The sequence below is a fragment of the Streptomyces sp. 184 genome, from assembly GCF_045781775.1.
GTDB lineage: Bacteria > Actinomycetota > Actinomycetes > Streptomycetales > Streptomycetaceae > Streptomyces.
In genome coordinates this window covers 3,550,362-3,565,100 of sequence record NZ_CP123230.1, presented here as the reverse complement: position 1 = coordinate 3,565,100, position 14,739 = coordinate 3,550,362, and the positions used below count along the sequence as shown (strand labels likewise).

At 74.3% G+C, this 14,739-nt stretch carries 9 protein-coding genes; 4 read left to right on the top strand and 5 right to left on the bottom strand.

Annotated features, from left to right (window positions below; all coding sequences use genetic code 11):
• Positions 1–38: 38 nt before the first annotated feature.
• Complete coding sequence (locus tag QBL21_RS15010) at positions 39–464, bottom strand: anti-sigma factor antagonist (protein ID WP_407562686.1); 426 nt, start codon at positions 462–464, stop codon at positions 39–41.
• Between the two features lie 324 nt (positions 465–788).
• Here QBL21_RS15010 and QBL21_RS15005 point away from each other — a divergent pair, with 324 nt between their 5' ends.
• A complete protein-coding gene (locus QBL21_RS15005) occupies positions 789–2,897 on the top strand; it encodes a family 20 glycosylhydrolase (RefSeq protein ID WP_407562685.1) in 2,109 nt (702 codons plus the stop codon).
• Between the two features lie 271 nt (positions 2,898–3,168).
• Positions 3,169–5,184, top strand: a complete 2,016-nt coding sequence (locus QBL21_RS15000; RefSeq protein ID WP_407562684.1) for a GTP-binding protein — start codon at positions 3,169–3,171, stop codon at positions 5,182–5,184.
• Between the two features lie 66 nt (positions 5,185–5,250).
• On the opposite strand, the gene QBL21_RS14995 is transcribed toward QBL21_RS15000, so the two are convergent.
• From QBL21_RS14995 to QBL21_RS14985, 3 genes are read right to left on the bottom strand one after another with little or no spacing between them, the layout of a single operon-like run.
• Positions 5,251–7,518 carry an alpha-N-acetylglucosaminidase gene (locus QBL21_RS14995; RefSeq protein ID WP_407562683.1) on the bottom strand — a complete coding sequence of 756 codons (2,268 nt, stop codon included), beginning with the start codon at positions 7,516–7,518 and terminating at the stop codon, positions 5,251–5,253.
• Positions 7,519–7,549: 31 nt separating this feature from the next.
• Positions 7,550–8,767 carry a Gfo/Idh/MocA family protein gene (locus QBL21_RS14990; RefSeq protein WP_407562682.1) on the bottom strand — a complete coding sequence of 406 codons (1,218 nt, stop codon included), beginning with the start codon at positions 8,765–8,767 and terminating at the stop codon, positions 7,550–7,552.
• Positions 8,764–9,582, bottom strand: a complete 819-nt coding sequence (locus tag QBL21_RS14985) for a DeoR/GlpR family DNA-binding transcription regulator (RefSeq protein ID WP_407562681.1) — start codon at positions 9,580–9,582, stop codon at positions 8,764–8,766. Before QBL21_RS14985 ends, QBL21_RS14990 begins: the two co-directional genes overlap by 4 nt.
• 96 nt (positions 9,583–9,678) lie before the next feature.
• Here QBL21_RS14985 and QBL21_RS14980 point away from each other — a divergent pair, with 96 nt between their 5' ends.
• Positions 9,679–10,566, top strand: a complete 888-nt coding sequence (locus QBL21_RS14980; RefSeq protein ID WP_407562680.1) for an SIS domain-containing protein — start codon at positions 9,679–9,681, stop codon at positions 10,564–10,566.
• Positions 10,567–10,584: 18 nt separating this feature from the next.
• On the opposite strand, the gene QBL21_RS14975 is transcribed toward QBL21_RS14980, so the two are convergent.
• Positions 10,585–12,246, bottom strand: a complete 1,662-nt coding sequence (locus tag QBL21_RS14975; RefSeq protein WP_407562679.1) for an acetolactate synthase large subunit — start codon at positions 12,244–12,246, stop codon at positions 10,585–10,587.
• A gap of 186 nt (positions 12,247–12,432) precedes the next feature.
• Here QBL21_RS14975 and QBL21_RS14970 point away from each other — a divergent pair, with 186 nt between their 5' ends.
• Positions 12,433–14,670, top strand: a complete 2,238-nt coding sequence (locus tag QBL21_RS14970; protein ID WP_407566428.1) for a HelD family protein — start codon at positions 12,433–12,435, stop codon at positions 14,668–14,670.
• Positions 14,671–14,739: the final 69 nt, after the last annotated feature.

The following is a 14,739-nucleotide window of genomic DNA, read 5'->3' as shown; positions in this document are numbered from 1 at the left end:
CTCTGCTGCTTGCGCTGAACACATGAGCGATATCCTAATCAAACTTGACTAGCGATCGCTCCCGGGTTTTCGTCGGGCAGGGCGTCGGCCAGCGTCGCCACCGGCCCCAGCGCGTCGAGCAGGCCGCAGCACCGCATGACCCGGTGCGCGCCCACGCTCTCCGGGCAGACGAGCCGCAGCTCACCGCCGCGGTCGCCGGTGCGCCTGCGGGCGCGTACCAGCAGCCGCAGTCCCGAGCAGTCCAGAAACTCCGTACGGCACAGGTCGATGACCACCCGCGGCGCCGGTGCGCCGGTGATCACGTCCAGGTACGGCTCCACGTCGAGCTGCGCGGCGAGGTCGATCTCGCCGTGCAGTTCGAGCACGGTGAACCCGTGCAGCCGGTAGCTCCGCGCGAAGCGCGACTCCACGCGGTCGTCGCCGCCGGTACGCCACGAAGCTCCGGTCACGTCGTCTGTGTACACCACGTGCTCCCCCCACGGGGCCCGTTCTGCCCACCGGGGGCAGGCAGCCGAGATCGAATTCACCGGGGTCCTGGGTGGACCGCCAACCGTAGTGCGGCATGTCGGGACAGGGGCAAGGTTGGCGCAAACGAGCCGGTCAAGATTCCCTCGACCGGGCGATTAATTCACAAACAGCTTGACCGATTCTCGCACGATATGGCAATGGGCGGTGACCGCATCCGGCGCCCCGCGCGTAAGTCCACGCCGCGCCGCGCTTCCGTCCATGGCCGCGGTCCCCGACCGGCTGGTACGCCTGGGCAGTTGCCGTCGTCCGAGGGAGCCGCCATGCCGCAGGAGACCCCAGCGCCAGCACCGCGCAGCCCGTCCGCGCGTACGACGCCCAACCCCGGGCCGTACGCCCGCCGCACCCGCACCCGCCCCTTGAGGCGGTCCCGGACCCGACGCGGCACCCGCGCGCCGTGGCTGGCCGCGGCGGCCGGGATGCTGCTCTCCCTCGCCCCCGGCGTGCCCGCGAGCCAGGCCGCCGAGCCCAACCCCGCGCCCGTCACCGTTCCTTCGGTGCGCTCGTGGGAGGGCGGTCAGGGCGTGTGGGAGCTGACCCGCCACAGCCGGATCGTGCTGAACCGCGGCGACGCCGGGAAGCTGGCGCCCACCGCGGCGGTACTCGCCCGCGAGCTGGACCTCCAGGAAGGGCTGCGCCCCCGGATCGCCACCGGCCGCCCCGGCCGCGGCGACATCGGCCTGTCCCTCGGCGGCTCCGCCCCCTCCCCCGAGGGCTACGAGCTGGACCTCGCCGACTCCGCCCGGATCACCGCCCCCGAGGTCCGCGGCGTGCTCTACGGCACCCGCACCCTGCTCCAGGCGCTGCGCACCGGCGCCGACGGGCACACCGTCCCCCGGGGCACCGTGCGCGACCACCCCACCCACGGCGAGCGCGGCATGATGCTCGACGCGGGCCGCCGGTACTACCCCGTGGACTACCTGAAGCAGCAGATCCGCCAACTCGCCTGGTACAAGCTCAACACCTTCCACCTGCACCTGACGGACTGGAACGGCTACCGCATCGAGAGCGACCGGTACCCCGAGATCGTCGCGGAAGAGCACTACACCAAGCGCCAGTTGCGCGACCTGGAGGACTACGCCGCGCGCTACGGGGTGACCCTCGTGCCGGAGATCGACCTGCCGGGACACGCCGTCGCCATCGGCGACGCCCGCCCGGACCTGGCGTTCGCCTGCGAGTCGATGTCCCGGCCGAGCAACGGCTGGGAGGGCTCCGACCGCGGCCACTGGACGCTGGACTACACCAAGCCGGAGACCCGGCGCTTCGCCCGCGACCTGGTCGCCGAGGTCGCGGACATCTTCGACAGCCCCTACCTCCACATCGGCACCGACGAGATCCCGCTGCGCCCGGCGCAGGAGGCGTGCCCCGAACTCGTCGCGTACCAGGAGAAGCAGGGCTACCCCTACCCCGGCGACGTGCTCGTGGAGTTCATCGACGACGTGGCCGCGGCCGTCCGCGCCGAGGGCAAGAGCGCGCAGGTCTGGCAGTGGTGGGACTTCCAGCAGCCCACCAGCATCGACCCGGACAAGCGCACCGCGGTCACCGAATGGCTCTCGCCCCCCGGCGGCCGGGCCGCCGAGGGCTATCCGACCGTCGGCATGGAGGAGAGCAAGCTGTACATGAGCGCCGGATTCGGCGCCACGCCCGGCGACTACGCCTTCTTCGACGTCCGCGACGTCTACCGCGACTACCCCTTCGAGTCCGCGCCCGACATCCTCGGCTACCGGATGGCCCGCTGGTCCGACCGCACCTACGACTACTCCACGGGCTGGGTCGACTACTTCGCCCGCCGCCCGCTCGCCGTCGTCGGCGACCGCACCTGGGCCGCCCCGGCCGGCTCCCCCGTGCAGCCGTTCCTCGACGCCTACGACCGCGTCGGCGACGCGCTGCCGCTCACGGTGCCCGACCCGGCCGACCCCGAGTCGCAGATCGGCGCCAACCCCGGGCTGTACGGCCAGGACGACTGGACGGCGACGGCCACCAGCGAGGAGAGCGCCGGCGAGCCGGGCGGCGCCGCGCACGCCGTCGACAACGACCCGTACACCCACTGGCACAGCGACTACGGAGCCGCGCTGCCGCAGCAGTTGTCCGTCGACACCGGCGCGCAGCGGCGGCTGGCCGGGGTGCGCTACATGCCGCGGCAGGACGGCGGCGTCAACGGCCGGGTGAAGGACTACGAGGTGCTGGTCTCCGCCGACGGAGAGAGCTGGCGGACCGTGGCCGCCGGCAGCTTCCCCGAGGACCGCACGGAGTTCACCGTGCCGTTCCGGGAGGTGAAGGCGAGGCACATCGCGCTGAAGGTGCTCAGTGAGCACGGCGCGTCGGACACGTTCGCCTCGGTGGCCGAACTCGACGCGGTACGCGCCCGGTGAGCCCGGCGGGCCGCGCCGGGGAGAACGCCCGGTCGCGTGGGCCGTGGGCAGCTACGCACGGATCGAGGGCACCACGGCGTTCGGTCCGGGCCGATCGAGCGGTTCGGCCGCCGCCGAGCCGGTAATTCGGTTGCCGTGCCCGGCCGGCCGCTGCTGCACTGGCCGGGCACGGCAGACCCATGCCCCCTGGCGGAGAGGAAAAGGCGCATGCGCGCAGCGTTCATGTCCACCCAGCAGGCCATCGCCATCCACACAAGGGACATGACGCTTCGTGCACACGCTGAACCTGGGAATCCTGGCCCATGTCGACGCCGGTAAGACCAGCCTGACCGAGCGGCTGCTGCACGCCGCCGGGGTCATCGACGAGGTCGGGAGCGTCGACGACGGCAGCACCCGCACCGACTCGCTCGCGCTGGAGCGCCGGCGCGGCATCACCATCAAGTCCGCCGTCGTCTCCTTCGCGCTCGACGGCATCACCGTCAACCTCATCGACACGCCCGGCCACCCGGACTTCATCGCCGAGGTGGAGCGGGTGCTGCACGTGCTCGACGGCGCGGTGCTCGTGGTCTCCGCCGTGGAGGGCGTGCAGGCGCAGACCCGCGTGCTGATGCGCACGCTGCGGCGCCTGGCCATCCCCACCCTGGTCTTCGTCAACAAGACCGATCGGCGCGGCGCCCGCGACGACTCGCTGGTGCGCGACATCGCCGCGAAGCTCGCACCCGGTGCCGTCGCCATGGGCGCCGTCCGCAAACTCGGCACCCGCGCCGCCGCGTTCACCCCGTACGCGCCGGGCCACCCGGACCACGCGGCCTTCACCGGCCGGCTGGCCGATGTCCTCGCGGGCCACGACGACACGCTCCTCGCGGACTACGTCGCCGACGAGGCGGCCGTGACGTACCGCCGGCTGCGCAAGAGCCTGGCCGAGCAGACCGCGGGCGCGCTCGTGCACCCGGTGTACTTCGGCTCCGCCGCCACCGGCGCGGGCGTCGCGGAGCTGACCGCGGGCATCAAGGAGCTGCTGCCGGCACCCGCGGGCGACGCGGACGGGCCGGCCGCGGGCACGGTCTTCAAGGTCGAGCGCGGTCCGGGCGGCGAGAAGGTCGCGTACGTGCGGATGCTCGCCGGTACGGTACGCACCCGCCAGGAGCTGGCGTACGGCGACGGCGACCGCGCCCCCGTGACCGAGAAGGTCACCGGCATCGAGGTCTTCGAGCAGGGCGCGGCGGTGCCCGCGCCCTGCGTCGGGGCCGGCCGGATCGCGCTGGTGCGGGGCCTGGCGGAGGTGCGCATCGGCGACGCGGTGGGCGCGGCGGTGGGCCGGGCGGCGGACGCGCGGCGGCACCACTTCGCGCCGCCCACGCTGGAGACGGTGGTGGTGCCGGACCGGGCCGGCGACCGCGGCGCGCTGCACGCGGCGCTCTTCCAGCTCGCCGAGCAGGACCCGCTGATCGCGCTGCGCCAGGACGACATCCGGCAGGAGCTGTACGTCTCGCTCTACGGCGAGGTGCAGAAGGAGGTCATCGGTGCCACCCTCGCGGAGGAGTACGGGCTGCCGGTGTCCTTCCGCGAGTCGTCCGTCATCCACGTCGAGCGGCTGGCCGGCGGCGGCTCGGCGTATGAGAAGGGCGACACGGACACGAACCCGTTCCTGGCCACCGTCGGGCTGCACGTCGAGCCGGCGCCGCCCGGCACGGGCGTGGTCTTCGACCTGGCGGTGGAGCTGGGCTCGATGCCGTACGCGTTCTTCAAGGCCGTCGAGGACACGGTCCGCGCGACGCTGCGCCAGGGCCTGTGCGGCTGGGAGGTCCCGGACGTGCGGGTGACGATGACGCACTCCGGCTACTGGCCCCGGCAGAGCCATGCCCACCAGGGCTTCAGCAAGGCCATGTCGAGCACGGGCGCCGACTTCCGCGGCATCACGCCGCTGGTGCTGGCGGATGCGCTGAAGCGGGCGGGCACGCGGGTGCACGAGCCCGTGCAGCGGTTCCGGCTGGAGTCGCCGGAGGACGCGGTGCCGGCGCTGTGGCCGGTGTTCGCGGCGCTGGACGCCGTGGTGGACGCACAGGAGGTGCGCGGCGGGGTCGCGGTGCTGGAGGGCGAGATCCCGGCGGCGCGGGTGCACGGGCTGGAGCGGCGGCTGCCGGGGCTGACCCGGGGCGAGGGGGTGGTGGAGACCGCCTTCGGACGGTACCGGGCGGTGCGCGGGCCGGCCCCGGCCCGGCCGCGGACCGACCACAACCCGCTGGACCGCAAGGAGTACCTGCTGCACGTCCAGCGGCGGGTGTGAGAGGCGGTACGGGTACGGGGTGGTGGCCTCCCGTACCCGTACCGCGGCTGCGGCCTCGCCGCGCGCTCAGCGCGCGGGCGCGGCGAGCGGGTCGCGGGCCAGGATGCGCACCGCCTCCCCGGCGAGCCGCCGTATGTCGCCGCGCGGCTTCTCGGGGTAGCGGTCGCGGCGGCGGGCCCAGGCGTCCTCGTACCCGAACCAGTCGACGGCCTCGGGCTCCGCGCCGGTGGCGAGCGCCGTGTCGAGCGTGGCGAAGTAGGTCTTCCAGCGGCCGTGGTAGAAGTCGCCCAGCAGGCCCTGCCATTCGCGGTTGGCGTAGTCGTGCAGCCCCGCCTCGCTGGCGGCGCGCGGGCCCCAGGTGGTGATGAGCGAGCGCGCGTCGTACTCCAGCAGGTCGCGCTCCGCGCGGTCGGCGCCCCAGGCGCGGGCCTCGGCGAGGTGCCGGCCGAGCAGGTGCTGCGGGTCGGTGCCGACCACCCGGTCCAGCAGCCGGATCAGCTCCAGCCAGGCGGACGCCAGCTCGCGCAGCGCGCCGCGGTCGCCGGCCTCGTACGCCTGCCCGATCCGGGCCAGCAGCGGGCGGCTGCGGTTGGCCACCGCCTGCCTGGTGACGTCCATGAGGTCGTAGCGGTACGCGGCGGAACGGCGCAGTCCGGGGGCGACGGCGAGGAGTTCGGTGAGCGCGCGGTCGAAGGCGGCGATGTCGTAGCGGTCCTCCTGCGGGCTCCAGGCGGCGGCGCTGCGCACGTTCAGACCGGGTCGGGCGCAGAAGAGGCTGTCGGCCCCCTCGCTCCAGGAGTCGGCGCGCGTGGTGCCGTACGCGGTCTCGCGCAGCACCTGCCAGGCGGCAGCCGCGTGCGGGTCGTCGGCGCCGTAGCGGGCGGTGGCGTACTCGCGGAACCAGGCGTCGAGGTCGATCCGGCCCGGGGTCCAGGCCAGTTCGGTGAGCAGGGACATCGCGGCCGGGTTGTTGTCGGCGCCCTCGGGCATCATGGCGATGCCGGCGAGCGCGCTGCCCGGCCGGTCGCGCCAGGCGGGGTACAGCTCGGCCCAGTCGGGGGTGTTGGCGCCGAGGGGGGTGTGGCCGCCGAAGTTCCAGATGGCGCCGAAGGCGTAGGGAGTGCCGAGCCAGTCGGTCTCGCGGTCGGTGACGGTGGGGAAGCGGTCGGAGAGGCCGTCGAGGACGAGCATGCGGTCGCGGTCGACGGCTTCGAGGATCTCCTTGCGCGGGTTGTGCTGCCAGCCGAGTATCGCCCAGAGGGCGTCGGGGTGGGCGCGCCGCAGCGCGGCCTCCACGGCGCGGGCGGCCTCCCCCACCGGTACGTCACCGGGGTCGCCGCCCTCGTGCAGCAGGTCCATCTTGTACAGGCCGGCGGGGCCGAGCAGGTCGCGCTGGTGGCCGTAGAAGGCGGCGGCGACCTCGGCGAAGTGCGGGTCGCGGGGGTCGAGCCAGCCGGGCCGGTCGAAGCCGACCCAGCCGCCCTGCGGGACGACGCGGGCGCCGGGGTTCTTCTCGGCGAAGCCGTCGGGGACGGTGCCGAAGTAGCCGGGGAGCACGGGCGTCATGCCCAGCTCGCGGACGCGCGCGGTGATGCGGGCGCCCAGCTCGGCGCGCAGCCGCAGCAGGCGGGCGGAGACGGGGCCGCCGAAGGACGCCATGTTCTGGAGCAGCCACCAGGGCTGGTGCGCGGGGGCGGGGATCCAGGCGCGCATCTCGGCGTCGGAGTAGCCGAAGGCGCGGAAGGTCTCGTAGTAGACGGCGTCCGTACCGACGCAGACCAGCACCTCGTTGACGCCGTGCAGCGCGAGGACGTCGAGGGCGCGCTCCCAGGCGGCGAAGTCGCGGTAGGCGCCGGTGTAGCCCTCGTTGGTGTCGTTGTACGCGAAGCGGTGCGGCACGTGCGCCTCGCCGGTCAGCGGGGCCGCCGGGGCGGGCAGCCGGGCGGGCAGGTCGAGCTGGTCGCCGTTCCAGGAGATGTGCGCGCGGGCGGTGCGCTTGAGGTACGCGCCGACGCCGGTGAGCAGCGCGCCGGTGCCGGTGGCGGCGACGGCGACACGGCCGTGGGCGGCGGTGACGCGGTAGCGGTCGGGGCCGCCGCCGGGGAGCAGCGACAGCTCGAACTGCCGGTGGTGGCGGGGCAGCAGCCGGGCCAGCGCCCGGCGGGCGCCCGCGGTGCCGTCGCCAGCGCCGCCGCCGTTCCCGCCGTGGTACGTGCCGTCTCCGGCCCCGCCGCCGTACGCCGACGCGGGTGAGGCGAGGCCGAGGGCCGGCAGCAGCACGGCGCCGCCGGCGATCGACGTCCCTGCCAGGAAGTGCCTGCGGTTCACGCTCATCGGTTCCCTCCGGGAAGGCGGTGATCGGGCCTCAGTGCTGGTGCGCGGGCCTGGGCTGGCCGGCCGCGAAGTACCGCGCGAGCGCGGGGTCCGGCGGCGGTACGTCGTAGGCCGTGCCGCCGGAGCGCAGCGAGCGGGTCGCCAGCTCGCCGGCGGCGACGCTCATCCGGGCGGCCAGGGGCGAGGTGTCGGTGGCGCCGCCGAGGCGGACGAAGCGGCAGAACTCGGCGACGACCCGGTCGTCGGCCCGGCCGTGCGCGCCCCCGGCGGCGGGCACGCGGTGGATGGCGTCGGCGCCGGGGCGGTAGCCGGAGGGGCCGGTGTGCCAGACGCGGACCTCGTCGCCGGGCCGGTCGCCGAAGTTCTCCAGCCGGCCCTCGGTGCCGATGACGGTGTAGCTGCGCCAGTAGTCGGGGCTGAAGTGGCACTGCTGGTAGGCGGCGATGACGCCGTTGTCGAGGCGCATGTTCATCACGGAGACGTCCTCGACGTCCACCACGGGGTTCAGGTCGCGGCGCGCGGCGGGCGGCCAGGTGTCGTCCCGGTGCCGGCCGGCGGGGCGCGGGGTGCCGGGCGGGCGGCGGGGCAGGTCGCCGTAGAGCATCAGGGCGCCGAGGGCGTGCACGCGGCTGGTGTAGCCGCCGGCGAGCCAGTGCACGACGTCGATGTCGTGGGCGGCCTTCTGCACCAGCAGCCCGGTGGTGCGGCGGCGTTCTGCGTGCCAGTCCTTGAAGTAGTAGTCGCCGCCGTACGCGACGAAGTGCCGCACCCACACGGTGCGCGGCGCCCCGATGTCGCCGCGGGCGACGATGTCGCGCATCAGCCGGACGACGCCCGTGTGCCGCATGGTGTCCCCGACGTACAGCGGTGAGCCCGTCTCGTACGCGGTGCGCAGGATGGCGTCGCACTCCTCGACGGTGATGCCGAGCGGCTTCTCCACGAAGACCGGCTTGCCGGCTTCGAGCGCGGCGCGGGCGACGGTCGCGTGGGTGTCGTCGGGGGTGGTGACGACGATCGCGTCGATGCCGTCGGCGTCCGCGGCGTCGAGCAGCCGGCGGTGGTCGGCGTACGCGACGGCGCCGGGGAAGCGCGCGGCGACGCCCGCGCGCACCGCCGGGTCGGTGTCGGCGACGGCGGCCACGACGGAGCCCACGCCGGGCCGGTGGGCGGCGTCGGCGAGGTTGCCGCGCAGCCCGAGGCCGACGACCCCCAGCCGCAGGTCCGTCACGATGCTCCCGCGCCCGCTCATGCCCGCACCACGGACATCCCCTTGTCCTCGAACTCGCGCGCCTTGTCCGCCGCCCGGTCGTCGGTGACGAGCACGTCGATGTCCGCGGGCGGGCAGATCCGGGCGAAGGTGCGCACGCCGAGCTTGGTGGAGTCGGCGACCACGACGAGCTTCGCGGCCTGCGCGGCGAGCAGGGCGTTGATGCTCGCCTCGTGCTCGTCGCGGGCGCTGGCGCCGTGCTCGGCGTCGACGGCGTCGGCGCCGACGAAGGCGATGTCGAGGCGGATCTCGCGCAGGATGTGGCCGGCGAGCGGGCCGACCAGCTCGTACGAGGACGGCATGGCGACGCCGCCGGAGACGACGACCTTCACGCTGCGCCGCACCGCCAGCTCGGCGGCGATGTTGAGCGCGTTGGTGACGACGGTGACGGCGGGCTGCCCGTCGCCGCGGGCGCCGTCGCCCCCGGCGGCGCCTTCGGTGCCGCCGCCCCAGTCGGCGCGCGCGGCGAGCGCGCGGGCCACCGCGGCGGTGGTGGTGCCGCCGTTGAGGCCGACGACCATGCCGCGCTCGACCATCGCGGCGGCGGCCCGGCCGATGCGCTCCTTCTCGGCGGCGTCCCGCCCGGCGCGGTGGCGCAGCGGCAGGTCGTACGCCACGTCGTTCGGCACCGCACCGCCGCGGGTGCGGACCAGCAACTGCTGCTCGGCGAGCTGGTCCAGATCGCGCCTGATGGTCGCCGCGGACACGGCCACCTCGGCGGCGACGGCCTCCACGTCGAGCCGGCCGCGCTCGGCGAGCAGCCGCAGCAGCGCACCGTGCCGTTCGTGCTGGTTCAACCCGAATCCTCCCACCTGGGATGCTTGAAGATGCTTGGAATTCTGCCTTAGCATGCACAATTGAACAATGGTTCTCACACAGGGCGGGCGATTGACATGACCTACGTAGCCGCTGAGCTGGCCGATCAGCCCGCGTGCTGGCGCCGGGCGACGGACCTGGCGGGGGTGTACAAAGCGCTGCTTCCGCAGCCCGGCGAGCGGGTCGCCGCCGTCGGCTGCGGCACCTCCTACTTCATGGCGCAGGCGTACGCCGCGCTGCGCGAGGAGGCGGGCCAGGGCGAGACCGACGCCTTCCCGGCCTCCGGCTTCCCGGCGGGCCGGCGCTACGACCGGGTGGTGGCGCTGACCCGCTCCGGCACCACCACGGAGGTGCTGCGGCTGCTGGGCGCGCTGGGGGGCTCGGTGCGTACCACGGCGATCGTCGCCGACGGCGGCACGCCGGTGGCCGAGGCCGCGGACGACACCGTGGTGCTGGACTTCGCCGACGAGCGCTCCGTGGTGCAGACGCGCTTCGCCACCACCGCGCTGACCCTGCTCCGCGCCCACCTCGGGGTGCAGCCGGCGACGGCGGTGGAGGACGCGGAGCTGGCGCTCGTCGAGCCGCTGCCCCAGGGGCTCCTCGCCGCCCGGCAGTTCACCTTCCTCGGCGCCGGCTGGACCGTGGGCCTGGCGAACGAGGCGGCGCTGAAGATGCGCGAGGCGGCGCTGGCGTGGACGGAGTCGTACCCGGCGATGGAGTACCGGCACGGGCCGATCAGCATCACCACCTCCGGCACCGCCACCTGGATGATCGGCGACGCGCCCGCGGGACTGGAGGACGAGGTGCACGCCACCGGCGCGCTGTGGGTCACCGGCGGGCTCGACCCGCTGGCCGAGCTGGTGCGCGCGCAGCGGCTCGCGGTGGTGCTGGCCGGCGCCCGCGGCCTCGACCCGGACGAGCCGCGCCACCTGACCCGCTCGGTGATCCTCAGCCCCGCCGGCTGAGGACCACCGGCGCGGAGCTCAGAACGGGCCCTGGAGGGCGCCGAGCCGGTCGGTCAGCCGCAGGTTCTCGGTGTAGTCGACGGGGCAGGAGATGACGTCCACACCGTCGTGGGCGAGGGCGTCGCGCAGCGTGGGCAGCAGCTCGTCGGCGGACGTCACCGCGTGCCCGCGGGCGCCGAAGCTCTCCGCGTACTTCACCAGGTCCGGGTTGGCGAAGCGGGTGTGGGAGTGGCGCCCCATCTCCAGCTCCATCTTCCAGGTGATCAGCCCGTACTCGTCGTCGACGAGGACGAGCACGGTCATCGGGACGCCCTCGCGGACGGCGGTCTCCAGCTCCTGGGAGTTCATCAGGAACGCGCCGTCGCCGGTCACCGCCAGCACCTGCGCGTCGGGCCGGGCGAGCTTGGCGCCGATGGCGCCGGGCACGGCGAAGCCCATGGTGGACAGGCCGTTGGAGATCAGGCAGGTGTTGGGCTCGTACGTGGGGTAGAGCCGCGCCATCCACATCTTGCCGGCGCCGGTGTCGACGAGGACGATGTCCTCGCGGCCCAGCGCCTCGCGGACGTCGGCGACGACGCGCTGCGGCGCGAGCGGGAAGGCGGCGTTGCGGCGGCCGTGCGCCAGCTCCTCGGCGAGCAGCCCGCGGATGAGCCGGCCGTCGCCGTGGAACGTACGGCCGACGGCGTCCGCGAGGCCGTCGAGCGCCATGGAGGGGTCGCCGAGCACGCCGACCGCGACCGGGTAGTGGGCGTCGACCTCGGCCGGGAACTGGTGCAGGTGCAGGATCTTCTTGTCGCCCCGGGGGTTGATCTTGACCGGGTCGAACTCCTGGAGTTCGTACCCGACGCAGATGAGCACGTCGGCGTTGTCGAAGCCGAAGTTGGTGTAGTCGTGGCGCATGAAGCCGACCGCGCCGAGGGCGTTGGGGTGGTCGTCGGGGAAGACGCCCTTGCCGTTGAAGGTCGTCGTCACCGGGATGTCGAGCCGCTCGGAGAAGCGGACCAGGGCGGCCGTGGCGCCGGCCCGGGTGGCGCCGTGGCCGGCCAGCAGGATGGGGCGCTCGGCGCCTGCCAGCACCTCGGCGGCCCGCTCCAACTGCGCCGGGGAAGGGGCTTCGGGGCGCGGGCGGTTGATGGGCAGCGGGCTCAGCGGCGGATCGGGTACGGCGCCCTCTATGTCCTCGGGCAGGGCGAGGAAGGCGGCACCGGGCCGCTCGCTCTGCGCGGTCTTGAACGCCTGCCGCACCATCTCCGGCACCGCGCCGGCCGTGCGTACCGTCTGGGACCACTGGGCGACCGGGGCGAACATCGCGGGCAGGTCGATGACCTGGTGCGACTCCTTGTGCATCCGGTCCTCGCCGCCCTGGGCGGCGAGTGCGACCACCGGGGTGCTGTTCGTCTGCGCGTCGGCGACGCCGAGCAGCAGGTTGATGGCACCCGGGCCGAGGGTCGCGGAACACACGCCCGCGCGGCCGGTGATACGGCCGTACATCTCCGCCATGAACGACGCGCCCTGCTCATGGCGTACGAGGACGTACTCGATGGACGGGGAGGCGTGGACGGCGTCGACGAAGCGGATGTTCTCCTCGCCCGGCACGCCGAAGACGTGCGTCACGCCCTCCGCCTCCAGGCAGCGCACCAGCAGGTGCGCCACGTCTTCGGGGGTGTCAGCAGTGCTCATGCCCCGAGCGTAACCCGGAGGGCAGACGAAAAGGCCCCGCCGCATTCGGTCGGAGCCTCGGGAATGCTATTATGAGGAATTCTCTGCGCACATTCATAAACCACGAACTAGCGCTGGGAGAAAGTGCGATGCGGGCATTCTATCCGTGCGGGAGCTGAATTGTCAAACGAGGTGCCGAACGAGGAAATGCGGCGCGAGCAGGAATTCCTTGACCTGCTCCAGCAGCGCCTCGCCGAGCTGCGCGAAGGCGCGGAGGCGGGCGTACAGGAGGCCCTGGCGCGGGACGGGGGCAACACCCTCCAGGCCAGGCTGGAGCGCGACGTGCTCGTGGCCGAACAGTCCGGGCTGCTGGCCGCGTTCAACGCCGGCGAGAACGGACTGTGCTTCGGCCGGCTGAGCTTCCGCGACGGCCGCGACCACCACATCGGCCGCATCGGCATGCGCGCGGACGACGAGGAGCGCACCCCGCTCGTCGTCGACTGGCGCGCCGACGTGGCCCGCCCCTTCTATCTCGCCACCGGTCACACCCCCATGGGCCTGCGCCGGCGGCGGCACATCTCCACCGAGGGCCCCCGGGTCACGGCCCTGCACGACGAGATCCTCGACCTCACCGACACCGAACGCACCGGCCTCGAAGGCGCCGACGCCGACGCGGTGCTCCTCGCCGCACTCGACGCCGCCCGCACCGGCCGGATGCACGACATCGTGCAGACCATCCAGGCCGACCAGGACCGCATCATCCGCGCCCCGCACCGCGGCGTCCTCGTCGTCGAGGGCGGGCCCGGCACCGGCAAGACCGCCGTGGCCCTGCACCGCGCCGCCTATCTGCTCTACGCGCACCGCGAGCAGCTCGCCCGCCGCGCCGTGCTCATCGTCGGCCCCAACCCCGCCTTCCTCGGCTACATCTCCGAGGTGCTGCCCGCGCTCGGCGAGACCGGCGTGCTGCTGGCCACCCCCGGCGAGCTGTTCCCCGGCGTCAGCGCCACCGGCACCGACACCCCGGCCGCCGCGGCGGTCAAGGGCGGCACGGCGATGGCGGACGCGCTCGCCGCGTACCTCGAAGGCCGGCAGCGGCTGCCGGAGTCGACCGTCGTCATCCCGCACGAGGACGGCGAGCTGCACCTCGACTACTGGCTGGCCAACGCGGCGCGCAAGCGGGCCCGGGACACCGGGCTGCCGCACAACGCCGCCCAGCCGCACTTCGCGTTCAACGTCATCGACGGCCTGACCCGGCAGCTCGCCGAGCGCCTGGGCGACGACCCGTTCGGCGACGAGAACCTGCTCGGCCCGGACGACATCGCGCAGCTCGGCAAGTCGGTCGCCGCGAACGAGGACGTGCACGCGGCCATCGCGGAGCTGTGGCCGCTGCTCACCCCCGCGGAGCTGGTCGCGGACTTCCTCGCGGACCCGGCGGAGCTGCCCGAGGCGGACGGGGAGTTGATCCGCCGCACCGGCGGGCCCTGGACGCCGGCCGACGTGCCGCTGCTGGACGAGGCGGCGGAGCTGCTCGGGGACGACGGCCCGGCGCAGGCGGCGGTGCGGGCCCGCGCGGAGGCGGAGCGGCAGGAGCGGATCGCGTACGCGCAGGGCGTGCTGGAGATGTCGTACGGCTCGCGCACCCAGGAGTTCGAGGACCGCGACGACGACGAGGCGGAGGTGCTGGCGGCGCACGACCTCATCGACGCCGAGCGGCTGGCCGAGCGCCAGGAGGAGGCCGACCACCGGACGGCGGCGGAGCGGGCGGCGGCCGACCGGACCTGGGCCTTCGGGCACATCATCGTCGACGAGGCGCAGGAGTTGTCGCCGATGGCGTGGCGGCTGCTGATGCGCCGCTGCCCGACCCGCTCGATGACGCTGGTCGGCGACCCGGCGCAGACGGCGGAGCCGGGGGCGTGCGGGGCGTGGGAGGCGATCCTCGGCCCGTACGTGGACAAGCGCTTCGAGCACATCACGCTGGGCGTCAACTACCGTACGCCGGCGGAGATCATGGACGTCGCGGCCGAGGTGGCGCGGGCGGAGGACCCGGGGTACGCGCCGCCGCGCTCGGTGCGCGCCACGGGGGTACGGCCCTGGGCCGAGCGCGCCGGGGAGCCGGCCGGCGCCGTGCCGGCGGCGGTCGCGGCGGCCGTGGCCCGCGAGTCGGGCGGCGCGGGGCGGCTGGCGGTGATCGCGCCCGCGCAACTGCTGCCGGCGCTGGCGGTGGCGCTGCCCGACGCGGCGGCGGGCGCGGCGCCGGACCTGACGCGGCCCGTGGTGCTCCTCGGCCCGCGGCAGGCGAAGGGGCTGGAGTTCGACACGGTGATCGTGGTGGAGCCGGCGCTCTTCGGGAGCAGCGACCTGTACGTGGCCCTGACCCGGGCGACGCAGGGGCTCGGCGTGGTGTACGCCGGTGCGCTGCCGCCGGCGCTCGGCCGCCTGGCGTAGCGGCGGGGAGGTCGGCGCGCCGCACCCGGACCGGGAGGAGTCCGGTGCGGCGCGCCTTGCCCGGCCGCG

Coding starts and splice junctions, on each gene's coding strand:
- QBL21_RS15005 (WP_407562685.1), top strand. CDS start 789: ATGCCGCAGGAGACCCCAGCGCCAGCACCGCGCAGCCCGTCCGCGCGT.
- QBL21_RS14995 (WP_407562683.1), bottom strand. CDS start 7,518: ATGAGCGTGAACCGCAGGCACTTCCTGGCAGGGACGTCGATCGCCGGC.
- QBL21_RS14990 (WP_407562682.1), bottom strand. CDS start 8,767: ATGAGCGGGCGCGGGAGCATCGTGACGGACCTGCGGCTGGGGGTCGTC.
- QBL21_RS14980 (WP_407562680.1), top strand. CDS start 9,679: ATGACCTACGTAGCCGCTGAGCTGGCCGATCAGCCCGCGTGCTGGCGC.
- QBL21_RS14975 (WP_407562679.1), bottom strand. CDS start 12,246: ATGAGCACTGCTGACACCCCCGAAGACGTGGCGCACCTGCTGGTGCGC.
- QBL21_RS14970 (WP_407566428.1), top strand. CDS start 12,433: ATGCGGCGCGAGCAGGAATTCCTTGACCTGCTCCAGCAGCGCCTCGCC.